The 24,699-nt window shown below is 66.0% G+C and carries 20 protein-coding genes; 9 read left to right on the top strand and 11 right to left on the bottom strand.

From position 1 onward, the window contains the following. Nucleotides 1–13: 13 nt before the first annotated feature. Both DFO47_RS17705 and bioB read right to left on the bottom strand, forming a co-directional pair. On the bottom strand, nucleotides 14–448 hold the full coding sequence (locus DFO47_RS17705) for a pyridoxamine 5'-phosphate oxidase family protein (RefSeq protein WP_026264709.1): 435 nt from the start codon (nucleotides 446–448) through the stop codon (nucleotides 14–16). Next, nucleotides 445–1,605, bottom strand: a complete 1,161-nt coding sequence (gene bioB / locus DFO47_RS17695) for a biotin synthase BioB (protein WP_243835529.1) — start codon at nucleotides 1,603–1,605, stop codon at nucleotides 445–447. The genes DFO47_RS17705 and bioB overlap by 4 nt, the downstream gene beginning before the upstream one ends. A 217-nt stretch (nucleotides 1,606–1,822) precedes the next feature. Here bioB and DFO47_RS17690 point away from each other — a divergent pair, with 217 nt between their 5' ends. The 4 genes from DFO47_RS17690 to DFO47_RS17675 all read left to right on the top strand — a co-directional run bounded on the left by DFO47_RS17690 (nucleotide 1,823) and on the right by DFO47_RS17675 (nucleotide 6,559). Further along, nucleotides 1,823–3,550 (top strand): hypothetical protein, encoded by a 1,728-nt coding sequence (locus DFO47_RS17690; protein ID WP_133832484.1) that lies wholly within the window; start codon nucleotides 1,823–1,825, stop codon nucleotides 3,548–3,550. A 200-nt stretch (nucleotides 3,551–3,750) separates the two neighbouring features. Then, nucleotides 3,751–4,428 (top strand): DUF6318 family protein, encoded by a 678-nt coding sequence (locus tag DFO47_RS21230; protein WP_208294428.1) that lies wholly within the window; start codon nucleotides 3,751–3,753, stop codon nucleotides 4,426–4,428. A 470-nt stretch (nucleotides 4,429–4,898) separates the two neighbouring features. Continuing rightward, nucleotides 4,899–5,366 carry a hypothetical protein gene (locus DFO47_RS17680; protein ID WP_133832483.1) on the top strand — a complete coding sequence of 156 codons (468 nt, stop codon included), beginning with the start codon at nucleotides 4,899–4,901 and terminating at the stop codon, nucleotides 5,364–5,366. Nucleotides 5,367–5,488: 122 nt separating this feature from the next. Continuing rightward, nucleotides 5,489–6,559 (top strand): alkene reductase, encoded by a 1,071-nt coding sequence (locus DFO47_RS17675; protein ID WP_109863813.1) that lies wholly within the window; start codon nucleotides 5,489–5,491, stop codon nucleotides 6,557–6,559. Nucleotides 6,560–6,790: 231 nt separating this feature from the next. Here DFO47_RS17675 and DFO47_RS17670 read toward each other — a convergent pair whose 3' ends face one another. Continuing rightward, nucleotides 6,791–7,108, bottom strand: coding sequence for a hypothetical protein (locus DFO47_RS17670; protein ID WP_133832553.1), 318 nt, complete (start codon nucleotides 7,106–7,108; stop codon nucleotides 6,791–6,793). 129 nt (nucleotides 7,109–7,237) lie between these two features. On the opposite strand from DFO47_RS17670, the gene DFO47_RS17665 reads away from it, so the two are divergent. Further along, a complete protein-coding gene (locus DFO47_RS17665) occupies nucleotides 7,238–9,688 on the top strand; it encodes a Tex family protein (RefSeq protein WP_133832482.1) in 2,451 nt (816 codons plus the stop codon). A gap of 28 nt (nucleotides 9,689–9,716) precedes the next feature. Here the strand turns inward: DFO47_RS17665 and DFO47_RS17660 are convergent, their stop codons facing one another. The 5 genes from DFO47_RS17660 to DFO47_RS17640 form a co-directional block, all read right to left on the bottom strand. After that, nucleotides 9,717–10,460: a DUF2071 domain-containing protein gene (locus DFO47_RS17660; RefSeq protein ID WP_133832552.1), complete on the bottom strand. Its 744-nt coding sequence runs from the start codon at nucleotides 10,458–10,460 to the stop codon at nucleotides 9,717–9,719. A 100-nt stretch (nucleotides 10,461–10,560) separates the two neighbouring features. Next, a complete protein-coding gene (locus tag DFO47_RS17655) occupies nucleotides 10,561–11,340 on the bottom strand; it encodes an isocitrate lyase/phosphoenolpyruvate mutase family protein (protein WP_133832481.1) in 780 nt (259 codons plus the stop codon). Nucleotides 11,341–11,456: 116 nt separating this feature from the next. Then, nucleotides 11,457–11,852: a DUF1622 domain-containing protein gene (locus DFO47_RS17650; protein WP_018762233.1), complete on the bottom strand. Its 396-nt coding sequence runs from the start codon at nucleotides 11,850–11,852 to the stop codon at nucleotides 11,457–11,459. A 66-nt stretch (nucleotides 11,853–11,918) separates the two neighbouring features. Then, complete coding sequence (locus DFO47_RS17645; RefSeq protein ID WP_133832480.1) at nucleotides 11,919–12,776, bottom strand: SDR family oxidoreductase; 858 nt, start codon at nucleotides 12,774–12,776, stop codon at nucleotides 11,919–11,921. A gap of 2 nt (nucleotides 12,777–12,778) precedes the next feature. After that, entirely contained in the window at nucleotides 12,779–13,693 is a 915-nt protein-coding gene (locus DFO47_RS17640) for an MSMEG_6728 family protein (RefSeq protein WP_018762235.1), read from the bottom strand. Nucleotides 13,694–13,874: 181 nt separating this feature from the next. On the opposite strand from DFO47_RS17640, the gene DFO47_RS17635 reads away from it, so the two are divergent. Next, on the top strand, nucleotides 13,875–14,462 hold the full coding sequence (locus tag DFO47_RS17635; RefSeq protein WP_133832479.1) for a hypothetical protein: 588 nt from the start codon (nucleotides 13,875–13,877) through the stop codon (nucleotides 14,460–14,462). 164 nt (nucleotides 14,463–14,626) lie between these two features. On the opposite strand, the gene DFO47_RS17630 is transcribed toward DFO47_RS17635, so the two are convergent. Next, a complete protein-coding gene (locus tag DFO47_RS17630; protein ID WP_018762237.1) occupies nucleotides 14,627–15,250 on the bottom strand; it encodes a transglycosylase family protein in 624 nt (207 codons plus the stop codon). A 168-nt stretch (nucleotides 15,251–15,418) separates the two neighbouring features. Next, entirely contained in the window at nucleotides 15,419–18,034 is a 2,616-nt protein-coding gene (locus DFO47_RS17625; RefSeq protein ID WP_133832478.1) for an excinuclease ABC subunit UvrA, read from the bottom strand. A gap of 48 nt (nucleotides 18,035–18,082) precedes the next feature. Between DFO47_RS17625 and DFO47_RS17620 the strand changes: the two genes are divergently transcribed. From DFO47_RS17620 to DFO47_RS17610, 3 genes are all read left to right on the top strand, one after another. Beyond that, nucleotides 18,083–19,144 (top strand): adenosine deaminase, encoded by a 1,062-nt coding sequence (locus DFO47_RS17620; protein ID WP_208294427.1) that lies wholly within the window; start codon nucleotides 18,083–18,085, stop codon nucleotides 19,142–19,144. Between the two features lie 262 nt (nucleotides 19,145–19,406). Continuing rightward, entirely contained in the window at nucleotides 19,407–20,339 is a 933-nt protein-coding gene (locus tag DFO47_RS17615; RefSeq protein ID WP_133832477.1) for a glycosidase, read from the top strand. 95 nt (nucleotides 20,340–20,434) lie between these two features. Then, nucleotides 20,435–20,749, top strand: a complete 315-nt coding sequence (locus DFO47_RS17610; protein WP_133832476.1) for an acylphosphatase — start codon at nucleotides 20,435–20,437, stop codon at nucleotides 20,747–20,749. 39 nt (nucleotides 20,750–20,788) lie between these two features. On the opposite strand, the gene DFO47_RS17605 is transcribed toward DFO47_RS17610, so the two are convergent. After that, entirely contained in the window at nucleotides 20,789–24,463 is a 3,675-nt protein-coding gene (locus DFO47_RS17605; protein ID WP_133832475.1) for a TM0106 family RecB-like putative nuclease, read from the bottom strand. Nucleotides 24,464–24,699 lie beyond the last annotated feature (236 nt).

Below are 24,699 nucleotides of genomic sequence, written 5' to 3'. Positions count from 1 at the left end.
CAGTCTAGGAGTGCTAGATCTCGCGCTCCGGCTGTTCGCCAAAAACGAAGTGCCTGCCGCTCACGGAGGAGGGGGTGATCTCCACGTAGAAGTCTTTGAGCGTGGGAACCCAGGTTTTCAGGCCGAGCTCTTCAATGGCGGCCAGCTCGTCCGAGTTGCTCAGCACGCGCGCCGTGCCCCGCAGCACAACGGACCACGCCTCAGCGGACAGGATGCCATCGGTCTCAAAAAGGACCCGGGCGTTGATGGTCAGCTGCGCCAGTTTGTTCCCTGGTGCCGTCCGGAGATAGACCTTCCGGTTCGACGTCACGTAATTCACCGGAAAAATATCGGGTTCGCCCGCAACGGAAACCACCAGCCGGCCATGTTGCGTGGCCGCCAGAAGCCGCCAGGACTGCTCATCGTCGAGTTCCAGGACGGGATTGCCGTCCGCATGTTCAAACATCATGCCGCCATTGTTCTCGTCCGGCTGGAAACGCACCAGAGTCCGGAGTCCCCTTTACGAAGCATGCAATCCGTGCCGGGAGCAACTGGCCCACCAGCCCAGCGGGGAAACCTGGACCCGGAGCCGGCGGCCGCACGACGCGCAGAAGCGCGGCGGCTCCAGCTGGAGAAGGTCCGCGCACCTGTTGTGGTGGTACGACGGCGGTGCGTCGCCGCCGTCGTCCTCCTCCTGCTTGGGCGCGTTCTCCTCCGCGGGCGCGTTCCCGTGCAGGGAACGGGGCTGCAGAGGAAGCCGAGGGTGAGTTCGCGGCCGCCGGCGTAGCGCAGCACGGTACCGGGCATGGCCAGCCGGAAAGCCGCGATTGCCCGCAGGGCGTCTTTGCCGTCCATGAGCGGCTGGTCCTGGAGCGGCGTGCCCGGCCTGGGGTTGAGGAAGTTGAGCGGAACCTCGTGTGGTCCAAGGGCCGCCAGTTGCGCGGCGAGTTCGGCCCTTTGCTCGAGGGTTTCACCCATCCCGATCAATGCCCCGCAGCACAGCTCCATGCCGGCATCCTTGATCATGGCGCAGGTTTCCAGCCGTTCCTCGTAGGTGTGGGTGGTGACCACCTGCGGGAAAAAGCTGCGGGCGGTTTCCAGGTTGTGGTTGTAGCGGTGGACGCCCCAGCCGGCCAGCTGCTCCACCTGCCGGCGGGTCAGCATGCCCAGGGAGCAGGCGATATTGATGTCCACTTCCTGCCTAATGCGGTCGATGGCGAACTTGACCTGGTTCATGAGTTTGATGTCGGGGCCGCGGACAGCAGCCACGATGCAGAATTCCGTAGCGCCGGTGGCTGCGGTTTCCTTGGCGGCCTTAACCAGTTCCGGTATGTCCAGCCATACGCCGCGGACCGGGGAATCGAACAGCCCGGATTGGCTGCAGAAATGGCAGTCCTCGGGGCAGCCTCCGGTCTTGATGGAGATGATGCCTTCCACTTCCAGGTCTTCGCCGCAATGCCTTAACCGGACGTGGTGGGCCAGTTCCAGGAGCTCCGGGAGTGCCTCGTCAGGAAGGCGGAAGACTTCCAGCAGCTGTTCCCGGGCCAGGCCGGCGCCCTGTTCAAGGACCTGCCGCCTGGCCGTTTCCAGGATGGAGTGGTCCTGCAAGGGAGGGGAATTCGTCATTGCTGTCCTTTGGCTCGCCGTCATGTCCTTTCCTTTCCGACGCTAGTTCGGTGCGCGCCTGCTGTTTTTGTGGACCGCATACAAGGCGGGATCACGGACTTTGTTGACACCTGCAGTCAATACTTAACGCCGCCGAAACAGTTCCGTGACCGCCCTGTCGTTTCGGCTGGATAGCGTCGCTTCGAGACGTTCCCCTCCCATCGAAAGAGACAGGCATATGAGCCAGGACCTGGATACCCAGCAGTTGCTGGAACCCGCTGCACCCGCCGGGGCCGCCGTCGTCGGACATCCTCCGGCGACCACGACGGCGGGCAACACCGCCGCCCTCAACGCCACCAAGGAAAGCCTCGAGGACTACACGCTCCGGTTCGCGCCGCGCTCCTACCGCAAGTGGAGCGCCGGGGTGGTGGCCACCAGCGCGCTGGGCGGCATCGCGTATCTTGCAGACTTCTCGATCGGCGCAAACATCGGCATTTCCTACGGAACGGTCAACGCGATCCTGGGGATTCTGGTGGCCGCCGTCGTCATCTTCGCCACCGGATTCCCGCTGGCCTACTACGCTGCCCGCTACAACATCGACCTGGACCTGATCACCCGTGGCTCCGGTTTCGGCTACTACGGGTCCGTGGTCACCAACGTCATCTTCGCGACCTTCACCTTCATTTTCTTCGCGCTGGAAGGCTCCATCATGGCCCAAGGCCTGGAGTTGGGGCTCGGAATTCCGCAGTGGATGGGCTACGCCGCGTCCACCATCATCATCATTCCGCTGGTCATTTACGGGATGAACACCCTTGCCAAGCTGCAGGTGTGGACCACTCCGCTCTGGCTGCTCCTGATGGTGGTGCCGGTGGGGTACTTGCTCTTCTCCCACCCCGAGAGCATCGACAGCTTCTTTGCGTACACCGGCGCGTCCGGGGACGGCGGCCCCAACCTGGCATCCGTCATGCTTGCCGCCGGGGTGTGCCTGTCGCTGATGGCGCAGATCGCTGAGCAGATCGACTACCTCCGGTTCATGCCGCCGCGTACGGAGGCCAACAGGGGAGCCTGGTGGCGGGCTGTCATCCTGGCCGGTCCGGGCTGGGTGATTTTCGGTGCCATCAAGCAAATCGTGGGGCTGTTCATTGCCATCTACCTGATCGCCACGCTCGACCCCGCCGCTTCGGCAACGGCCAACGAGCCGGTTCACCAGTTCCTGGGCGTCTACCAGGAAATGATGCCGGCCTGGCTGGCCATGACCCTTGCGGTGGTGCTGGTGGTCATCTCCCAGATCAAGATCAACGTGACCAACGCCTATTCAGGCTCGCTGGCGTGGACCAACTCTTTCACCCGGATCACCAAGACCTACCCGGGCCGGATGGTGTTCGTGGTGGTGAACCTGCTGATCGCCCTTGTCCTGATGGAAGCGAACATGTTCGATTTCCTCAACACCATCCTCGGGTTCTACGCCAACTGCGCCATGGCCTGGGTGGTCACGGTGGCGTCCGATATCGCTATCAACAAGTACCTGCTCAAGATCTCGCCCAAGGTGCCGGAGTTCCGCCGCGGCATGCTGTACGCCGTGAACCCGGTGGGGTTTCTGTCGATGCTGGTGTCAGCCGGTGTTTCGATCGCTGTCTTCTTCGGGGCGTTCGGGGCCGCCATCCAGCCGTACTCGCCGATCTTCGCCGTGGGCCTGGCGCTGGTCCTTCCTCCGGTCCTCGCGGTGCTCACCCGGGGGAGGTACTACCTGCGGCGCACGGATGACGGCATTGAGCTCCCCATGTTCGACGCCGACGGCAACCCCAGCGACGCCAAGCTCCTCTGCCACGTGACCGGGATGGAATTCGAACGGCCGGACATGGTGCGCTCAGCTCAAGACGCCCCCGACGGCGGACCGCAGTACGTTTCGTCGCTCGCCTTGTCCACCGACAAGACAGGCGAACTGGTGCTGCCGGCCGCGAAATAGCAGGGTTCATTCTTTTCTTAGGAAGGAAGCCGGCGCCGGATGGCGCCGGCTTCCTTTATGACTTTTCTGTGCTGCGGGCTGGTGGTAGAACCGAGGACGTTGGCCTGTGGATAAGTCTTAGCGCCACATTGTGACCTGGGCTACCCTTAAGTCACTGTTCGGAGCAAGCCGTCTTGAAACTACTGGGGGAATAGCGGCCCATGACACTACAGAAGCCTTTTACGTCGCGCATTTTTTGGTCCCGTCCGCAGCGGTACACCGCGGGGGCCCTTGTGATTGCGGGCTCGCTCCTGCTGGCCGGCTGCGCGGGCTCATCCCCCGCAGATCCAGGCACAACCTCGCCGGCTGCATCGGAGAGCGCCACGCCAAGCGCCGCGGCCACCCCAACCTCGACGCCCAGCGCCGTCTACAAGCCGGCCGACGCATCCGGCCCCGCCCAGAACGTCCCGGTCCCCGTGCTTCCTGACGTTGCGAAGACGGAGACGAAGGAAGGGCTCGAGGCGTTTGCTAAGTACTGGTACGCCACGCTTGGATATGCCTACGAAACAGGTGAAATGGGACCTCTCGAGGCTGTTTCAGATTCGTCATGCTCAAGCTGCCTCAGAGTCAGGAAAGAGGTTACGGACTGGCACTCCAGTGGTCGTTGGCTGGAAGGCGGCCGTGTGAGCGTTGAGGCTGTCGACAGTAATTTTGTACAGAGCCAACCGTCCACATATCAAGCCATTGCACAGGTGAAGCAGGAAGCGATCATTTATCACCTGTCTGATGGAGCCGTGAAAGGGCGATTGGATGCACTGCCAACAACGCCGGACATCCTCGTGGCTAAGTTCGTTGGAAACGAATGGAAAGCTCAAACGGTCGAACACATGGTGAAGTAATGTGGTCACTTCTGCGTGGCAGGCCTTCGATCGTGGGACTTCTTGTGTGCTTGATATTGAACCTTTCCCTGACCACGGCGGCAGCGGACGATTCCCCGTCCATCGGCTCGGGATGGTCTGGCAATGGTGCAAACGTGGGTGGCGGTTGGCGCCCAAACCCGGCGACCGGCGTCTTCGAACAGACTGAGGACGGTGCTCCTGAGGCTGACCCGTACCAGTACAAGTATGAGTACCAGTGCGACCTCGATGGGGGCGAATTTGCTACCCCTTGTTTAGGTCGGGACCTCGCATGTAAAGGCGGACCTGAGGGCGAAGATGGTATTCCCGTCGTTTGGTACCGGGCCCCGGCCGGTATAACGAATCCAACGTGGACTTACCATTCTGGGCCTACCTGTTTCTTTGATGCCAAACCGGAGGATCTCCTGCCACGGATCGCTGCGGACATTCAACGGCAATTCCAGAACCTGCCTGTGAATGCGGGCATCGTCGTGGCCCAGCCCAGCCCCAATACTCTGCGTGGCGCCGAAACCAATTTCTACGCGGAGGCCGTCGAGCAGCAGTTCGACATCACCATGTTCGGCCAGCAGGTCCATGTCGTGGCAACACCCGTCCAGTACACCTGGAACTACGGTGACGGGACTGTGTTCGGCCCCCAGCCGTCTATGGGCGGTCCCCTCCCGCAGGATCGGTGGGGAGAAAAGACGCGGACCAGCCACGCCTACGCCGCAACCGGGGATTTCCAGGTGGTGCTGACGACGTCCTTCCAAGGCACGTACTCGGTGAATTCCGGTCCACCATTGCCCATCCCGGGCCAAGGCCAGTTCAGCGCCCCGCCGGAAGGCATCAGCGTCTGGCGTTCGCTCACCCGCAACTACGCGGACGACTGCAACGCCAACCCCCAAGGCCAAGGTTGCCCAGGTGCCGTGACACCGCGCTGAGCCCGCTCCCGGATCCGAACGCCCAAAGTCCAAGAATGTGATCCCGGTCCCAGAAGGAATAGTTGCACGCGCCCTACAGTTGGCATGGACAGTACGTCTCCAGCCTTCGAAAGGAACTGCGCATGCTGTTTTCCCCCCTCACCCTCGGCGAACTCGAACTTCCCAACCGCCTGGTGATGGCGCCCCTGACCCGCCTCCGCGCAGGCGAAAAGGGCGTCCCGGGCCCGCTCCTGGCGGAACACTACCGCCAGCGCGCTTCCCTGGGCCTCATCGTCAGCGAGGGCACCTACCCCACTCCCGCCGGCCAGGCATACCCCGGCCAGCCCGGAATCGTCACCGAGGAACAGGTCGCCGGCTGGAAGAAGGTAACGGATGCCGTCCACGCCGAGGGCGGCCACATGTTCGCCCAGATCATGCACGGCGGACGGGTTTCCCATTCGGACATCACCGGGGGCCTGGAAATCGTCGCCCCCAGCGCGGTGGCCATTGACGGCGTCGTCCGCACTCCCGAAGGCAAGAAGCCGTACCCTGTGCCGCACGCGCTGACCACCGACGAACTCCCCATGGTCATCCAGGAATTCGTCAACGCCTCACTGAACGCCATCGAGGCAGGCTTCGACGGCGTGGAACTGCACTCGGCCAACGGCTACCTCCTGCACGAATTCCTGGCCCCCAATTCCAACGTCCGCACTGACAGCTATGGCGGATCACCGGAGAACCGTGCCCGCTTCGTCATCGAAACCGTCAACGCCGTGGTGGCAGCCCTCGGCGCCAACCGGGTGGGCCTGCGCATTTCCCCCGAGCACAACGTCCAGGGCATCTCCGAAACGGATGCAGCGGATGTCCGTGACACCTACGAGGTCCTGGTGGACAGCATCGCGCCGCTCAACCTGGCGTACCTGAGCATCCTGCACCACGAGCCCACCGGCGAACTGGTCCAGGACCTCCGCGAACGCTTCGGCGGCCCCTTCCTGGTCAACACCGGCTTCAGCGTGATCACCACGAAGGAAGAAGCCGTGACCCTGGTGGCCGACGGCCACGCGGACGCCGTGGTGGTGGGACGCCCGGCCATCGCCAACCCGGACCTGGCCCGCCGCTGGAAGGAAAGCCTTCCGCTGAACGAGCCGGACCCGTCCACCTTCTACGCAGAAGGCGCCACCGGCTACACGGATTACCCGGTGTACCAGGGCTAGGCATTTCCCCGGCCAACCCGAATCAAACGACGACGGCGGCACCCAGCGTGGGTGCCGCCGTCGTTGGCTGTCAGGGGTGCTGGTCCCGGGCAGCAATGCCGCGAGGCCATCCGACGGCCTGCGGCTGAGAATTTATGTGGCCCGCCGGACTCCCTCGGAAGCCGGCGGTGATCAGATGATACTCCAACGAATGGACTCCTGCCAGAGCCACTTTGTGAGTCGGCATCCGGCTCACATCACGGCCTCACGGCCAGTGCCCTCCCGCATCAGCAGCCTGCCGTCCTCAATGGAGACCAGCACGCTTTTGGGCCTGCCGCTGACCTTGGTGATGGCCTTGAGCCCGCGGTTGGTGACTTCAACTCCCACCTGGGCGCCCTTGGCCGGAAGCTCCACCGAAACTTCAGAGGCGATGCCCAGCAACGGATTGGTGGAAACATCCGTGTCCCTGCGCACGACTTTGCCGTTGACCGTCACGGTGATGTTGGCTTCTTCAAACCCCTCCTGAAACACGACAAGCAGTTCCCGCATGGTGGCCTCTTCCTCGAGCATGGGTGCCAGTGACTGCAAGACCACTACAGCACTTTGCGGGCCCGAGTGGAATACTCGCTTTTGCTGGCGCTTGCCGGTCGGTGCCGGGCCCCGGTGGAGCCATGCGGGCCGGTAGGGCAAGATGTTCTGGTGACCCAACAGCCTGTGCCTTCCCCCGCTTCCAACCCCTCAGCCGTGACCGCCGAGGACCCCATCTACGGCCAGATCGCCGATGAACTGGGGGTCAAGGCCTGGCAGGTGAAGGCGGCGGTAGGACTGCTTGACGCCGGGTCAACCGTCCCCTTCATCGCCAGGTACCGCAAGGAAGCCACGGGGACGCTCGACGACACCCAACTCCGCGACCTCGACGAACGCCTCCGCTACCTCCGCGAACTCGAGGACCGGCGTCGAACAGTGCTTGAAGCGGTTGAGGCGCAAGGCCAGTTGACGCCGGAGCTCCGCAGGGCGATCCTGGCGGCGGACACCAAGTCCAGGCTGGAGGACATCTACCTGCCGTTCAAGTCCAAGCGACGCACCAAGGCCCAGATTGCCCGGGAAGCCGGACTGGAACCGCTCGCGGACGCGCTGCTGAAGCGCCCGGACCTCCACCCTGAACGGGAGGCCGCAAAGTACCTCAATACTGAGCACTCCATTGACGATGCCGCCGCGGCGCTCGCTGGTGCCAGGGCCATCCTGGTGGAGCGGGTGGCCCAGGATCCGGACCTTGCCGCCACCCTGCGGGACCGGCTGTGGAGCCAGGGCCGGATGGTGTCCCGCGTCAAGAAGGGCAAGGAATCCGAGGGCCAGAAGTTCTCTGACTACTTCGAATTTGCGCAGGCCCCGGACCGGATGCCGTCCCACCGGGTGCTGGCGCTGCTTCGCGGCGAGAAAGACGGCATCCTGGACCTGGATCTCACCGAAGCCGACCCCTCCGACGACGCCGCGCTGACCGCCGCCCGCGCACGCTACGAGTCCGCGGTGGCCAGGTTCCTCGGCGTCGCCGACCGTGGCCGTCCCGCCGACGCCTGGTTGCTGCAGACCGCCCAGATGGCATGGCGTTCCCGCGTCCTTGCCCGGCTCACCGCCGACCTCCGGGGCCGGATGTTCGCCGCAGCGGAGGACGAAGCGGTGCGGGTGTTCGCCGCCAACCTGCGCGACGTCCTCCTGGCCGCCCCCGCAGGGAACCGTGCCACCCTGGGACTGGACCCCGGGCTGCGGACCGGAGTGAAAGTCGCCGTCGTGGACGGTACCGGCAAAGTCGTCGCCACGGACACGGTGTACCCGCACGCGCCGGCGCGAAAATGGGACGAAGCCCTAACCACCCTGGTGCACTTGGCCCGCCGGCACTCGGTCGAACTCGTGGCGATCGGCAACGGGACCGCGTCGCGCGAGACGGACAAGCTCGCCGCGGAACTGATCAAGCTGCTGCCGGACGTGGACCGAAAGCCACAAAAGCTCGTCGTGTCGGAAGCCGGCGCCTCGGTCTACTCAGCGTCGGCGCTCGCAGCCGCCGAACTCCCGGGGATGGACGTTTCGCTCCGCGGCGCCGTGTCCATTGCCAGGCGCCTGCAGGATCCACTCGCCGAACTCGTCAAGATCGATCCCAAGTCCATCGGCGTGGGCCAGTACCAGCATGACGTGACAGCGTCCAAGCTGGACCGGAGCCTTGACGCAGTGGTGGAGGACTGCGTGAACGCCGTGGGCGTGGACGTCAACACAGCTTCACCCGCGCTGTTGAGCCGGGTGGCCGGCGTCGGACCGTTGCTGAGTGAAAACATCGTGGCGTACCGCAATGAACACGGGCCCTTCTCCAAGCGTACCGACCTGAAGAAGGTCCCGCGGCTGGGCGCCAAGGCGTTCGAGCAATGCGCCGGCTTCCTCCGGATCACCGGGGGAGCGGAGCCGCTCGACGCCTCAAGCGTGCACCCGGAATCGTACGCCGTGGCGAGGAAGATTCTGGTGGCCGCCGGGTCGGCGCCCGCGTCATCCCTGGACCCCCGGAACTTCGTCGACGATACCTTCGGGCTCCCCACGGTCAAGGACATCCTGGCCGAGCTGGATAAACCCGGCCGGGACCCACGCCCCGCCTTCGCCGCAGCCACCTTCTCGGAGGGGATCGAGAAGATCTCGGACCTCAAGCCCGGCATGGTCCTGGAGGGGACGGTGACCAACGTTGCGGCGTTCGGGGCGTTCGTGGACGTGGGAGTGCACCAGGACGGACTGGTTCACGTTTCGGCCTTGGCCAACCGGTTCGTCTCCGACCCCCGCGAGGTGGTCAAGTCCGGGCAAGTGGTGCGCGTCAAAGTCTTGGAGGCTGATCCGGAACGGAAGCGGATTTCGCTGACCCTAAGGCTCGACGACGAACCGGCCGACGGCGGGGCAGCTTCGGGGCGGCGCGGCCCGGGCGCCGGTAAGACGGAGCGGACCGGAAAGCCTGAGCGCGGCGGAAAACCTGACCGCGGCGAGCGTGGTGACCGCCCCGACCGCCAACAGCCAAAGCAAGCGGCCGGAGCGCCCGGCTCTGTCCGGTCGGCTCCCAAACCCCAGCCCGGCAGCAATACGGCCATGGCCGAGGCGCTCCGGAAAGCCGGCCTGGCTTAGCAGCCTTGCGGTGAGCCCGGACACGCTGTTATCCGGGCCCACCGATCATGCGCGGCCGTCCGAACCTGGTCCCGACTCCCGGCGAATAGAGCACTGAATCCGGCGGCCCGTCAACAGTGATCCCGGCAGCTCCAATCAGTCCATCGGTTAGCTGCCGCACCTCCGCGTGGAAGAGCGGCCACGCCTGGTGGGTGTTCGGCACGTAGGCGGTCCGGCCCAAAAAGCGGCCGTGCATCCCGAACCTCGCGGTCAGGAAGACAGACAGGGAATCAGTGGCCGGCTCCCGGAGCTTGGGGACGACCACGAAGTCGCTCCGTGCTCCCGTGCTGCCAAACCGGCGCACGGTGTAGCCGACTGGAAATTCATCAGTGGACCCGGCAGCGTCTCCGCCGGGATGCTGTGTTCGGCTCCTGGCGTCCGGAAAGGGCGGACGTTGCCGGATACGCGACCAGACGTAGGGGATGCCAGCCGCCCGTGTGGCCAGGACCACCGGCAGCCGGTTCGCATCCAGGCTCAGGAACACCACTCCGCGGGTCCCGTCCGGCTCACGGGAGTACAGCCGGACGTTCACCTCGTTGAAGCTGCCCAAGTACGGAACGCCTGGGCCGCGCCCAAGCCCCGCCTGCTCCATGCGAAAGCCGATCAAACCCACCCAGGAACTGCCGTCGAACACGTCCGGCCGGATTCCCTCAGGCATGAACGCCGCTGCCTCCGCCTCCGGGATACGCCAGTGAAGGAAAACGGCCTCAAGCCAGCGTTGGTCGGAGAACACCGGCGCAGGAAGTTCCGGAGGCCGCGGCCACACTCCTGCCGCACTTGCACTTCCGGTCACAGTCAATCGACTCCTTCGCTGGGCACGGCCGCCGACGCTCCTAGTTCAAGGGACGCGTGTTCTCGGGAAGCTGTCCGCCGGCGAGCAACGCGGCCGCGGTGTCGGCCAGTGCGGTCAGTGCCACGCGCTGTGTCCACGGACCGTAGGAGATGCGGGCAACGCCCAGTTCCTGCAGCCGGGCCGGGGGAAGGGACCCGGGGACGTTGATGACGGAGACCTTGTTCCAGCCAATACCCTCGACCAACGCGGTGACGGTAGGCTCATCCAGCAGCCCGGGCACGAAGACTGTAGTGGCACCCACGTCCAGGAAGGCCCTGCCGCGGGCGATGGCGTCCGCCAGCACCTCGCCGGCGTCCCGGTCCTTGCCCTTGAGGAAGGCGTCGGTCCTGGCGTTAAGGACGAAATCGATCCCTTCCGTTGACGCGGCGTGCACCACTGCTGACATTTGGTTGACCGCATCCGCCAGCGGCCTCATCTGGTCCTCGATGTTTGCCCCGACGATGCCGACGCCGATGGCCTTGCGGGTGGTCTCCCCGGGGTTGCCGTAGCCGGACTCCAGATCGGCACTGACGGGAAGATGCGAGGCGGCGGCGATGCGGCCAACGGCGGCGATCATCTCGTCGACGGGAATGTTCTCGCCGTCTTCGTAGCCCAGCGAGGCCGCGATGGAGTGGCTTGCCGTGGCGAGGGCGGTGGTGCCCGGGACGTCCGTGATGACTTTGGCGGTGATGGCATCCCACACGTTGACCACTTGAAGGATCTCAGGGGCCTGATGGAGTCGGAGCAGTTCGGACGCTTTGGTGCGAAGAGTTTCAGCCATGGCTGAAGCCTAACGGACGTTGCAAGGGTAACGGCGGGGCGTAGCGCAAACCTGTATTCCCAGGCGCGGATTAGCCCCTGCCAGGGATGGGCCCGACGGCGCGGTCCCAGGCGCCCTTATCCGGCAGGGGCGGAGGCTCCGGGGTGGGCTGCCGCCGGGTCCTTTTGCCAAGGCCAGCGACCCGTGATCTCAAGCTCCAGGGAAAAGCTGAGGAAGGTCCTGATCAGCACAATGACGGCCAACACCCCGACGCTTTCGAACGTCGGAGTGACCGCGACAGTGCGGATGATGTCCGCAGCGACCAGTAATTCAAGGCCCAGGAGGATCGAACGGCCCAGCGACTGGCGGTAGGAGCGGTAGAAGCTCAGTCTCTTCGCCCCGGCCGGGACCTGCCGGGGCTGGTAACCGCGGATCGCCAGCGGGAGGGACACCAAGGCCCCAATCACCATGACCGCAACCCCTGCAAAATCGACCAGCTGGCCGGTGGCTTCAATGATCTGCCTGAATTCCATTCCCTGCCTTACTTAGAGCCTGGCATGTGCCGCCCGACGTGGAACCGACTGGGGCACGGGGCCGGGCTACGGATGGCGGCTGCCGTTTCCTGCGATGACGTCCCTGTACCCTTCCCGGAAGGTGGGAAACGTGAAGTTGAACCCGGTGCTTCGGAGCAAGTCGTTCCGGCAGCGCTTGTTGCCGCCGCGGGCGGGACCAGCATCGCCCGCCTGGGGTTCGGGCAGCCCGAGTTCGGACGCCAGGAAACGCAGTACGGCACCCAGATCGGCCGGTTCGTCGTCCACACCGACGTAAACCGGAGCAGGGACATCCGCCATGGTGGCCAGGTGCACGATCGCCGCCGCGGCGTCATCCCGGTGGATCCTGTTGGTGTAGCGCACATCGTCCGGAATGACGGCGGAGCCGCTCCGCACCTGGTCGATCAGCCTGGTCCGGCCGGGTCCGTAGATGCCACCCAGCCTGAGGGCCGTGGTGGCGCTCCTGCCGGAAAGCCGGCCGTGCAGGAGCTCCTCGGCCTCAAGCAGCACCTTCCCGGAGAAACCACCCGGGTTCGGCTCCGTGGCCTCATCCACCCAGCCGCCCGCTGCGTCCCCGTACACCGCCGTGGAAGACACAAAGAGGACGCGTTCCGGTGTCACGCCGTCCCGCTCCAGCGCATCCAGCACATGTGCCACGCCGCGTACATACGCAGCACGGTATGCCTCCTCTGAGGGGGCATCAGCCGCAACGGCGATGACGACGGCGGTGGTGTCCGCCGGGATCGGCGGCAGGTCTGCGGATCCCAAGTCTGCCGCGGCTCCCTCGATGGCTGCCGGCAGTTTTTCGGGGGACCGCCGCCACCCTATGACCCTGTGGCCAAGGGCGGCGAACCGCAGGCCCGCCTCGGTGCCCAGGTCGCCGCACCCTGCCAGCAAAACAGTCATGGCTACGGGGCCTCGACCGGAAAGAACACCCGGGGGTCCTGCAGCAGGGCGGGGTAGGCGAATGCCGAACGGTCCATGATCTCCAAAACCTCGAAAGTCCTGCCAAAGCGGCCGTCATCGAGGTTGATCGGACGGCCCACTACCTGGCCGAGCGCGAACTTTGCCCCGTGTTCCAGCGGGACAGCGACGGGCGTCTTCCCTGGGAGGGTGCGGAATGCCTCCTCCTGCGCCTGCCGTTTGCGGGTGGGCTTCTTCACCTGGGGCCTGGGCGGCGCCTTCTTCGGGGCGCGGGACGGACGTCGGGAACCGTCGTCAACATAGACCGGGGCGTAACCATCGTCCCCGGCTGACGCCGCTGCGGAGGCGTTCCGGTTCACCGGCGGAAGTGCCACCGTGGTGAGCGACTGCGGGTCGACGTCGTCGTGAGGGTCGCGGAGGATCCACAACAGGTCTCCGTCCGGCTCCTGCGGCAGGAATTCGTGCCGCGGCTCCGGCCAGACGTAGTCCATTGCCGGAATGGCGTCCGGGAAAACGGAGGCGTAGAACTTGGGTTCCTTGTGCACCAGCTTGGACCGGTGGCTCAGGTGGAAGTCGGGCTCCCCGAGCCACGGCGGCATGATGATCTTGGCGGCGTAGTCCGGGTGGGCTGCCTGCGGCGCGAACTCGGCGATGTTGGCCCGTGTGTTATCCGGGTGGCCCCGTTCCATCCACTCGTCCACCATCGCGAGCCCATACATGGTGAGGGCAGGAACGTGGCCCATCCACATCCGGATCGCCGGGTGGGTCTGCCAGCCGTATTCGGGGATCACCAGGGCACGGAGGGTTTGCAGCGCTTCAACCCGCTGCTTGCCCAGCCGCGCGGTGTCCAGGGCTGCGGCGCTTTGGCGGAAGTCAGGGTACGGGAGGAAAGTTTGCATCCATTCAGTCTGACGGCAGCCGGCGGAAGTGCCAATTGCTGTGCCGGCGGCCACATCCCCTGGCCGGCCCGTGGCGCGGTCTCCGCCACCAAGCTTGTCCAGATATTGGACGCATACATACGGCTCCCAGGTTAAACCACTAAGATCTCGGCAACCACCCCAGCGTTTTGGAAGCTCACTCATGACATCTACACCTGAAAAGTCCACAGCCGCCGCCCGCCCGGCGCTGCCCCGCTACGGACAGATGCTCGGCCCCGAAGCCCAGGGCATCCTGGTCCTCGACGAGTTCACCATCGATCCCGCAGCCGCCCGGAAGGACCAACACCGTTTCCGCGACGGCATGGCCGCCGTCGCCCGGACCGTCCGCCGGATAGCCGCCCTGCGCGTGGTGATCGCGCTGGTCGCCATCGGAAACCTGCCCCTGTTCCTGCTCTCGAGCGGATGGTGGATCTACGCCGTCTCGCTCACCCTCGTCGTCGCGGTACACAGCGCCGTGACACTGCTGAACCGGCACGAGCCCCGGCTCAAGCAGCGCTCCGCGCTGGAACTGCACATGCATCGCGAACGCAGCGCCAACTACCGCAAGGTTCGCGACGCCGTGAAGTACATGATCGACACCCCCAGCCGCATGAACGAGCACCTCTACCTGGAACTGCTGGCCGTCAAGCGGGTGGCATTGAACCTGGCGCACGGAACGGTGGCGCTGCTGGATACCAGCGACGAGTCCGCCTGGAAGGTGCGGATCGTCCGCGAACTGCCCGCCGCCTGACTGACCGGCGCGTCCCCGCCGCGGCAGCGGACACCGGCTTAAAAAGAACGACGCCGGCACACCCCTTGTGGGGGCCTGCCGGCGTCGTCTTTGGTCAACGGAATTTGTCTATCGCCGACCTGTCTGTGGCGCCTTGGGAGGCGGTGCGGCCAAGGCCGCTGCCGTTACGCGGGGAGCTGGATGACCTGTCCTTCGAACACCAGGTTCGGATCGGAAATGGTATCCAGGTTGGCGTCGGCAAGGTGCTGCCAGCCGCCCTGGATCCCCAGCTTCTGGGCAACGATGCTCAGGGTGTCGCCGGCCTGCAGGGTGTAGGTTTCACCGCTGAGCGGAACGGACGTTGCGTGCCGCGGTGCCTGCTGCACAGGAGCGCTCTGCACCTGCGTGGCCTGCTTGACCGGGGCGCTCTGGACGGGCGCGCTCTGCACCGGTGCACCGCCCCCGCCGCTCAGGCCGAGCTGCGACGCGCAGGAGGGCCATGCGCCCCAGCCCTGGGAAGCCTGGACCCGTTCGGCCACCGCGATCTGCTGTTCGCGGCTGGCGTCCGCCGGCGAGCCGGTGCCGCCGTAGGCAGCCCACGTGCTTGAGGTGAACTGCAAACCGCCGGAGAAGCCGTTGCCGGTGTTGGTGGACCAGTTGCCACCGCTCTCGCACTGGGCCAGCGAGTCCCAGGTGGAGGTGGGGGTTGCCGCGTTGGCGGCGGTGGCGGAGAGGGCCAGGCCTGCCGCTGAGACGGCGGCAAGGGTGATTCCACGGCGTGCGGCAGTACGGAATTTGGTGTTGTTCATGATGTGATGCTCCCGAGGGCCACCAGCGCTGGTTCCGTCCCCGGAGATCGTCGCGCTACTGCCCACCCCTGACAAATAGAGGTCAACGTCGGTGGCTGCCGCTGGGCAGTTCTGGTGGAGGCAGCACCGGGCAATCAAAAAGCCCGCCAAACGGGCATGCATTTCACGCTAAGACATAGCCTTGGCGTTATCAAATCGGGACTGGGCCGGGTGTTGGCTGGCAGTTTCCCGGCCGAGTGCGGTTGCCAGGTAGGGAGCGCTCCGGCTTTCCACGGACTGCGCGACAGCCGCAGGTGTGCCCGCGGCCATGATGCTGCCGCCTTTGTCCCCTCCGGACGGCCCAAGATCAATGACCCAGTCAGCACCGGCCACAACGGCCATATCGTGTTCAACCACCACCACGGAGTTTCCGGCGTCCACCAGGCCGTGGAGCTGTGCCATCAGCAGCTGCACGTCCGCAGGGTGCAGCCCGGTGGTGGGCTCATCGAGCAGGTAGAGGGTGTGTCCGCGCTGCGCCCGCTGCAGTTCTGTGGCGAGCTTGATCCGCTGCGCCTCGCCGCCGGAAAGCTCCGTGGCGGGCTGTCCCAGCCGCAGGTAGCCCAAGCCGACGTCGCGCAGGCTCGTAAGGCTCCTCGCCGCGGCAGGAACGTCCGCCAGGAACTCGGAGGCGGCGTCCACGGTCATGGCCAGGACCTGGGCCACGTTCAGGCCGTGATATTCCACCTCAAGGGTTTCGGGGTTGTAGCGGGACCCGCCGCACTCCGGGCACGGGCCGTAGCTGCCGGGCAGGAACAGCAGTTCCACCGCCACGAACCCCTCGCCCTGGCAGGTCTCGCAGCGTCCGCCGGCCACGTTGAAGGAGAACCGCCCGGCGCCGTAGCCGCGGGCCTTGGCTTCATCCGTGGCGGCGAAGACTTTCCGGACCGCGTCGAAGAGCCCGGTGTAGGTGGCCAGGTTGGAACGCGGCGTCCGTCCGATCGGTTTCTGGTCAACTTTTACCAGCCGGTCGATGTGTTCCAGTCCGGACACCGGGCCGACGCTGAGCGGGGCGCTGAGCTCCCCTTCGTCCACTCCGCCGTCGGCTGCGCCCGTGGAAACGGCGCCCGGCCCGTCGGGACGCAGCCAGCCTCCTGCCACCTCGGCCAGGACCTGGCTGACAAGCGTGGATTTGCCGGACCCGGAGACGCCTGTGACAGCGGTCAGGACACCCAGGGGGAACTCAGCGTCGAGGCCTTGCAGGTTGTGGCGGCTGATGTCCCGCAGCTCCAGCCAGCCTGCCGGTTCGCGGTCACGGCCCGGGGCGTCGTCGTCCGCTTCCTGACCGGAGAGATCCGGGAACAGGTACGGCCTGGTGACCGAGTCCTCCACTCCGGCCAGCCCGTCCACCGGACCGCTGTAGAGCACCTCGCCGCCGCCCTCGCCGGCGCGCGGACCCACGTCCACCAGCCAATCGGCGTGGCGGACAACGTCCATGTTGTGCTCCACCACGAACACCGAATTGCCGGAAGATTTCAGTTGCTCCAGCACCTCCAAAAGGGGCTCTGCATCGGCAGGATGGAGCCCTGCAGAGGGCTCATCGAGCACGTAGACCACGCCGAACAGCCCGGAGCGCAGCTGGGTGGCGATCCGCAGCCGCTGCATCTCGCCGGGGGAGAGCGTGGGCGTGGAGCGGCCCAAGGCCAGGTAGCCCAGCCCCAGGTCCAGCAAAACGGTGACGCGCTGGAGCAGGTCGCGGGTGATGGCGACGGCCACCTCGTTGGCTTCGCCGGAAGACTGCTTCCTGGACGCCGTCCCGGCTGAGGCCAGCTCGGTGGTGGGGCGGATGATGCCCGCCAGCTCTGTCAGTGGTACCGCGTTGAGCTCGGCGATCGTCCGCCCCGCGAACGTCACTGCCAAGGCCTCAGGCCGCAGGCCGCTGCCGCCGCACAGGGGGCACGGACCGGATTCCATGTATGCAAGCACGCGTTCGCGCATGGACGCGCTCTGCGAATCGGCCAGGGTGTGGAGGACGTAGCTCCTGGCGCTCCAGAACCGGCCCTTGTACGGTTTGGCCACGCGGTCGCGCTGCGGAGTGACTTCCACCACCGGCTGCTCCTCCGTAAAGAGGATCCAGTCCCGGTGCTTCTTGGGCAGCTTCCGCCAGGGGATGTCGACGTCGTAGCCCAGGTGGGTGAGGATATCCCGCAGGTTCTTTCCCTGCCAGGCGCCGGGCCACGCGGCGATGGCACCCTCGCGGATGCTCAGCGACGGGTCCGGGACCAGCGAGGCTTCGGTGACGGTGTGCGCCACACCCAGGCCGTGGCACTCCCTGCAGGCACCCGCGGCCGTATTGGGGGAGAAGGCATCCGAGTCCAGCTGTGGGCTGCCCTCCGGGTAGGTGCCGGCGCGCGAGAAGAGCATCCGCACCGAGTTGGAGAGCGTAGTGACGGTCCCCACCGTGGACCTGCTGCTGGGGGCGCCGCGGCGTTGCTGGAGTGCGACGGCGGGCGGCAACCCGCTGATCAGCTCCACCTTGGGGTTGTGGCCCTGCTGGATGAGGCGGCGGGCATACGGGGCGACGGATTCGAAGTAGCGCCGCTGCGCCTCGGCGTAGATGGTGCCAAACGCCAGGGACGACTTGCCCGAGCCCGAGACGCCGGTGAACGCCACGATCGCGTCACGGGGGACATCCACGTCGACGTTCCGGAGGTTGTTCTCGCGCGCTCCCCGGACCCGGACAAACCCGTCCGCGGCGGGGCTGGGAGCCGGGTCCTGCAGGTCATCAGTGTGCTTGGCGTTCTGCATTGGTTTGACTCTAGTGGTGATTCGGCCGCCGGGCATTATCCTGTCCGGATGGAAACCTACGCCGGCGGCAGCACCATGCCCGAATCCGAAGGGGTCCCCGCGGAACCCGCGGTCCCCACCAAGCCCCTCCCGGTGGCCGAACTGCACCTGCATATCGAAGGTACGCTTCAGCCCGAGCTCATCTTTGCCCTGGCCGAGCGCAACGGCATTGTCCTGCCTTACTCCGGGTTGGAAGAACTCCGCGAAAAGTACGAGTTCACGGACCTGCAGTCATTCCTGGACCTCTACTACGCCAACATGGCCGTGCTGCGTACCGAGCAGGACTTCGCGGACATGACCCGTGCCTACCTTGAGCGGGCGGCCGCCGCCGGTGTCCGGCACGCCGAAATCATGATGGACCCCCAGGCACACCTGTCCCGCGGCGTCCCGCTGGAAGCATGCGTCAACGGCGTGGCCTCGGTCCTGGCCACGTCCCGGGAGGACTACGGCATCTCCACCATGCTCATTGCCGCTTTCCTCCGGGACCTTCCGGAAGACTCGGCGTTGGAAGTCCTGGAGGGGCTGCTGGCCATGGACGCTCCCATCGGAGCCATCGGCCTGGACTCGGCCGAGGTCGGAAACCCGCCTTCCAAGTTCGAGCGGCTTTATGCAAAGGCCCGCGCGGCCGGCCTCCGGCTGACGGCGCACGCAGGGGAGGAAGGCCCGGCGTCGTACATCATTGAGGCCCTGGACCTCCTGGGCGTGGAACGCATCGACCACGGTATCCGCTGCATGGATGACGCCGACCTGGTGGAGCGCCTGGTTGATGCCCGGGTTCCCCTCACCGTCTGCCCGCTGTCCAACGTGCGGTTGAGGGCAGTGGACACGCTCGCTGACCATCCCTTGCCCGCCATGCTGGCCGCGGGCCTGAACGTCTCGGTCAATTCGGACGATCCTGCGTACTTCGGCGGTTACGTGGATGACAACTTCGCCCAACTGACCGCGGTGTTTGAGCTGTCCGACTTTGACAGGGCCCGCTTGGCGGCGAATTCCATCCACTCTTCCTTCGCCTCGGAGGAGCGGAAAGCGGAGCTGCTGGAGGAATTGAACAGCCGGGAAGCCACCGCCTGAGCACCCGCTGTGCCGCGGGCAACAGTGCGGCTCCCGGGCCGGTAAACTGGGAGCCGCAGGCGTGTCTGGGGAGTGCAAGGCAGCACCCATGTCAGCGCTTGAGGGTTATGCAGCCGGCCCTTACCCGAGACCTCCGCCTCACTTGCGGGACTATCCGCTTCATAGTCGGTCACGACACGCAGAGTTAACCAATTAAAGTCGCGCGATTTAATAGGCAGTTGGCAAGATGCCTAAGACCGATCGCTTTTATATAAGGGGAATCATGGCCAAGTCCACCGCAGAAAACACCTATCTTCGTCTCAAGACCGTCCTGGATGTCCTGACCGAAGGCGTGTGGTCCGGCGATGCACTGAATGCTGGCCAGGTCCTGGCGGAAGCAACGGCCCGCGTGCCTTTCAACGAGCACGAAGCCGAACTCCTCAGCGGCGGAATTCCCCGTGGCCACAAGACCCTCACCTCGGCGACCGCCAAACTGGTCAAGGCCGGCTGGCTGGTCAAGGGCCGTACCGGCTGGACCATCACCGAGGACGGGATGCGCGCCACGGTTGCCTTCCCTGACGCGGTTTCCTTCGCGTCAGCGCTCGACGCCGGCACGCCCGTCCCTGCCGACACGCCGGTCCCCACCGCTCCCGAAGGCTTTGTCCGCCCGGTCTCCGCAGCTGCTTCCGTCCTGGAAGTTCCCGCCAAGGATGACGCCAAAGCGGCGAAGAGGGCTCCCGCCAGGAAAGCGCCGGCCAAGAAGGCGGCCGCCGCTGTGGGCAAGACCGCCAAGGCCATCGAAGACGCCGTGGAACCTGTGGTGAAGGCTGTCCGGAAGAAGGCGCCGGCGAAGGCCAAGGCCGAAACCGCGGTGCCCGCAACCGAACCGTTCGAGGGTCCGGATGTCGAAACCCACCCGCAGCCGGAGGCCGTGGCACTGGCCGGCGACTTCAACACCATCCTGGGCGCACCGGAGAACTGGGCGCCGCAGTACGACGAAGCGCAGATGGAGTTCGACTTCCTGGACCAGCTCTGGAAGAAGAGCGCCGAGCTTCCTGCCGGTTACTACACCTTCAAGATCGCCCTGAACCGCTCGTGGGACGAAAACTATGGTGCTTTCGGTGCGTTTGACGGCCCCAACCACGAACTGCACCACGCCGGCGGCACGGTGACCATCCGCTACAACCACGCCACCCGCGACATCACCATCAACTAGCCGGTATCTCCTCCCGGCCCTGGCAGGAAGCCGCGCCTTCAGTGCGTTAGGTGCCGCGGCCGGGAGGAAGTTGGCCGGTCCCGAGGAGGAACACCATGGGCAGGCACGCAGGGACACCGAAGGACGGTTCGGCTGGGGATGCCGTGCGGCTGGATGCCCGGGTGCTCGGCATGGTCCAAGGTGTGGGCTTCCGGTACTGGACCATGGCCAAAGCGGAGGAACTGGGATTGTCCGGTGAGGTGGCCAACCGCGACGACGGATCGGTGTCAGTCGTGGCCGAAGGACCCGAGCCCAAGGTCCGGCAGCTCCTGGAGTGGCTCAACTCCGGCAGCACCCCGGGCCGGGTGGAACGGGTGGACGGGTCAACGTCCCGGGCCGGGGGACACTTCCGCGGTTTCCGGGCGCACTGACCGCCCCGTCCCAAGCTTGCGCCCCGGCGCCCGCCGCGACTACTCCCGCGGGCTGAGGCCGATGAAGGCGCCGAGTTCCTCCAGTGCCGCCGGTTTGTGCGGCATATAGCTGGTGAGTTCGGGGGAGCGGATGATGACGGCCCGCCACTGCCCGCGCGAGACTGCCACATTGATGCGGTTCCGGTTGAGCAGGAATTCCGCGCCGCGCGGAGCCTCCGCTACCGCCGAACACGCCATGGAGACGAACACTACCGGGGCTTCCTGGCCCTGGAACTTGTCCACCGTGCCCACCTTCACCTCCGGCAGCCCGGCTTCGGCCAACGCCCTCCGGACCAAATGCACCTGGGCGTTGTAGGCGGCCACCACCATCAGGTCCTGCTGCTCCAGCGGCCGTGACCCCGCGTCCGGGCCGGAGGTCCACTTCAGGCCGAGGTGGCGGCGCGCCTGCCGCACCACTTCCTCCGCCTCTTCCTTGGACGCTGTGGCATTGCCACTGTGGTTGACGAACACCGTCTCCACCCCGGGCGGCAGCCCATCGAGTTCGCGCTGGCCCGCGGCCGGTGCGGACTGCAGCTTGCCGTCGTAGCTGAGGTTCGAAACTGCCCTGCACAGCTCCGGGTGCATCCGCCAGGTATCGGCGAGGAAGTAGCCCAGGCTTGCGGGGAGGGTCGCATGCCCCGCGGCGAGCCAGCCCAGGGCTGATTCGTCCACTGGTTCCGGATGTGCCCCTTGGGTGACCTGGGGGAGCTGCTGCGGATCGCCCAACAAGAGGAGGCGTTTCGCCGCGCGGGAGACCGCCAGGGTGTTGGCCAGCGAGAACTGGCCGGCTTCGTCGATCACCAGCAGGTCCAGGGACCCGGCGGGGACTTCCTTGCCGGTCATGGTCCATGCGGTGCCGCCCACCAGGCAGCCGCCGGGTGCGGCCAGCATGCGTCCCACATCACGCTCATCCGTTGCCGTCCACGGGACAGAGTGGGGCGCGGCGAGCTTTTTGGCCACAAGCGAAGGGTCCACGCGGCCCGCCTCGACGGCTCGGCAGAGGAGGTTTTCCACCACATTGTGCGACTGCGCAACCACCCCCACCTTCCAGCCCGCCCGCACCAGCTCGCCGATCACATGCGCGCCGATGTGGGTCTTGCCCGTTCCCGGGGGTCCTTGAACGGCCAGGTATGAGGTATCGAGGTCCCGCAGGGATGCGGCAATGGCTCCGGCGTAGTCGACGGTGCCGTCCGGCAGGTGCCGGACCCCGGCCGGGGCGCCCATGCTGCGGAACCGCGGAGGCACCTTGCGCAGGATGTCCAGGCCCGGCTGTGCGGGCAGTCCGGGCACGGTGGAGCCGACAGTCCTGGCAAGTTCCGCGATGGCGGCCTCAATGTTGTCTGTTGGGATGGGGGTGTCCTCGGTCAGCGCTATGGGAAGGTGCGGGTACGCGGCCACCTTTCCGGATTCCCGCTCCGAGATAGTGATGATGGTGTGCTCCGGGTTGTCCGGCGCCGCCGCGAGGTCGTGGATGCGGGTCTTGAAGGCATAGGCCTTGGCCTGTGGTGTTGCATTCGGGGCAGCCATGCCCTCAGGCCCGGGGGCTTCATAGAGCCGGCACCAGTTGGAATCGACCCGGAAATCTGAACCTTCCGTCATGGTGCCGCGGAGCTGCAAGACCCTGGTCCGCATCCGTTCCCGTGGTTTGGCGAGGGCCCAGTCCGAAATGACCTCCGCCGATGACACTGTGAACACGTTCCGCTGGTCCGCCCAGTTCTCCACAGGCGCTTCGACGCGGTCGAAATGCTGCCACCAAAACTGTTTCCGCTCACGCCGGTGGTAGCCGGTGGCCGCTGCCACCATGGCGACGGCCCGCTCATCATCGGTCCAGGGCCGGTCATCGGGAAGGGCCGAGAGGTACCCGCGCAGCTGCAGTTCCTCGGGGGTTTCGTCCGGCGCGTCCGGGAGGTCGTCGGGCGGGGGATTTCCGATAGGCGTGGTGGCGGCCGGCGGGCCACCGGCCCGTGCCGGTTCCGCGGTGTTCACCGGCAGCCGGGCGGACCGGGTGTCTGGGACCGCCGTCGGGGCGATCTCCAGCAGCCAGTCCCGGAGCCGCAGGGTGGAAAGGCAATCGTATCGGTTGTAGTCCGAAATGGACGCCAGGACGGCATCGGCTTCGTCCCGGCGGCCGGCATCACGGGCGGCACAGTAAGCGGCATATGCCACCACGGAGGCGCCGGCATCCTTGACGTCCCCGGACCGCAGGTTGTCTCCCATATACAGCGGTTCCAGCTTCTTGATGGAATACGAGGCCTCGGAGATCCGGATGGAATGCTTGACCGTGGCGTAGAGGTCCACCAGCAGTCCTTGCCGAAGCCAGTCGTCCACCGTGTCCTCGCCTGCCTGGTGCACCAGGGAAAGATTCCGCAGGGCTGTCTTTTCGTAGGCGGCGTAGTGATAGACGTGCATGTCCGGGTACGTCGCACGCCGCTTCTCCACGTAGTCAAGGAAAGCCAGGAAGGCGCGGCGTTCACCGGCGCGGGAATGCGCCCAGAACGGACGGAATGCGGGCTCCTTGGCGGGGTCCGTCCCGGGGGCCTCGATGACCCCGAAAAGGTACTCGATTCCCCAGGCACCGGTGGCTGGATCCTGCCAGAGCGGATCGCCTTCGAAGTCGAAGAAGATGTCTCCGGCGCTCGGAGCGGGAAGCGAACCGACGGCGTGGTCCGCAAGGACGGTATAGGAGACCGTATGAGGCTGCCCGTCCTTCATGAACGTGCGGGATCCTGCGGCTGTGTCCAAGCCCAGCTGCATCCGGGCTTGCGCGCGGAGGCGGGTCAGTGACCCCTGTGCATCCGGGGCGGGCATGGCCGCGAGCTGGTCAACGGTGGTGACTCCGGCGGCATGAAGCTTCCGCCGTTGGACGACGGACATCCCGGCGACCATCAGGAGGTCCCGGTGGCGGGTCACCTGCTCGGCGCAGTAGTCGCAGCGGCCGCAATGCACGATGCCGGGCTGTTGCCACCGCACAGGGGCATCTTTGGCGCGGTGGCCGGCCGTCAGGTACCGGAAACGCCGGCGCCGTTCGCGGAAGACCGGAAGCAGGTCCGGCAGGGAATGGCTGCTTCGGAGCCAGTCGTCGCCGACACGGGTCCCCAGCACCAGCGTGACGACGGGGGAGGGATCCAGCCCCATCCCGAGAAGCTGGTCGCCGTAGGCAGCCAGTTGCAGCAGGGCCCCCACCTTGGCGTGCCGGGCAAGCTTGGTGTCCCAGACCTCGTACCGGCCCGGGTTTCCGGTGCCTGCGGCCTCGTTGACCAGGAAGTCGGCGTAGCCCAGGAACTCGCCGTCGAAGAAAGTTGCCTGGAACACCACATCGGCCCCGGAGCGAAGGGCAAGTTCGGTTTCAGCATGTTTTGCCTGCAGCTCACCGCGCAGGTTCAGGCCGCGTTCCAGGGAGTAGACACCCGAACCCCGGCTGGCATCCCACGGGCCATACTTGGCCACCAGGCTGGCCAGCACGGTTTGTTCATGCCGGTCGCCCAGTTCGCCGGCCCGCTTCTGCATCTCGTCCACGGGGAACTCCGCCTTGGGAGCACGACCCAGCTTTTCGTCCAGGATCCGGAGTGTGCGGTACTCACATTCGGAGGCCGCCACAAGGTCGCTGGCGGAGAAGACCAGGTCCGGCGGCGCGTCGGATCCGGCATCATGACCGGCAGCGTCCAGCAGAAACACGGGGCCTCCCCAACTGTTTGCGGGCCCGGAGTCGGTTCCCCCGGCCTGGAATCAAACCTAGCAAGGAGGGCCGACAAAAAGGGCTGCGCGCTTTCCAGCACCTTGACGGACAGGTGCATGGACCCGGGCGCGGCCCGCCGGGCTGGGCGTAGAGTTCAAAGGGGGCGCCTCCGCGCGGTTTCCCTTCGACCCCAAGAACGCGCCTGTCAACCGGCGCCTGGACGGATCGGTGTACG

It is taken from the genome of Arthrobacter sp. AG258, from assembly GCF_004364695.1.
Taxonomy (GTDB): Bacteria; Actinomycetota; Actinomycetes; order Actinomycetales; family Micrococcaceae; genus Arthrobacter.
This window is presented reverse-complemented; position numbering and strand designations above follow the sequence as displayed.

Coding starts and splice junctions, on each gene's coding strand:
- DFO47_RS17705 (WP_026264709.1), bottom strand. CDS start 448: ATGATGTTTGAACATGCGGACGGCAATCCCGTCCTGGAACTCGACGAT.
- bioB (WP_243835529.1), bottom strand. CDS start 1,605: ATGACGAATTCCCCTCCCTTGCAGGACCACTCCATCCTGGAAACGGCC.
- DFO47_RS17690 (WP_133832484.1), top strand. CDS start 1,823: ATGAGCCAGGACCTGGATACCCAGCAGTTGCTGGAACCCGCTGCACCC.
- DFO47_RS21230 (WP_208294428.1), top strand. CDS start 3,751: ATGACACTACAGAAGCCTTTTACGTCGCGCATTTTTTGGTCCCGTCCG.
- DFO47_RS17675 (WP_109863813.1), top strand. CDS start 5,489: ATGCTGTTTTCCCCCCTCACCCTCGGCGAACTCGAACTTCCCAACCGC.
- DFO47_RS17670 (WP_133832553.1), bottom strand. CDS start 7,108: ATGCTCGAGGAAGAGGCCACCATGCGGGAACTGCTTGTCGTGTTTCAG.
- DFO47_RS17655 (WP_133832481.1), bottom strand. CDS start 11,340: ATGGCTGAAACTCTTCGCACCAAAGCGTCCGAACTGCTCCGACTCCAT.
- DFO47_RS17650 (WP_018762233.1), bottom strand. CDS start 11,852: ATGGAATTCAGGCAGATCATTGAAGCCACCGGCCAGCTGGTCGATTTT.
- DFO47_RS17645 (WP_133832480.1), bottom strand. CDS start 12,776: ATGACTGTTTTGCTGGCAGGGTGCGGCGACCTGGGCACCGAGGCGGGC.
- DFO47_RS17640 (WP_018762235.1), bottom strand. CDS start 13,693: ATGCAAACTTTCCTCCCGTACCCTGACTTCCGCCAAAGCGCCGCAGCC.
- DFO47_RS17635 (WP_133832479.1), top strand. CDS start 13,875: ATGACATCTACACCTGAAAAGTCCACAGCCGCCGCCCGCCCGGCGCTG.
- DFO47_RS17630 (WP_018762237.1), bottom strand. CDS start 15,250: ATGAACAACACCAAATTCCGTACTGCCGCACGCCGTGGAATCACCCTT.
- DFO47_RS17625 (WP_133832478.1), bottom strand. CDS start 18,034: ATGCAGAACGCCAAGCACACTGATGACCTGCAGGACCCGGCTCCCAGC.
- DFO47_RS17620 (WP_208294427.1), top strand. CDS start 18,083: ATGGAAACCTACGCCGGCGGCAGCACCATGCCCGAATCCGAAGGGGTC.
- DFO47_RS17615 (WP_133832477.1), top strand. CDS start 19,407: ATGGCCAAGTCCACCGCAGAAAACACCTATCTTCGTCTCAAGACCGTC.
- DFO47_RS17610 (WP_133832476.1), top strand. CDS start 20,435: ATGGGCAGGCACGCAGGGACACCGAAGGACGGTTCGGCTGGGGATGCC.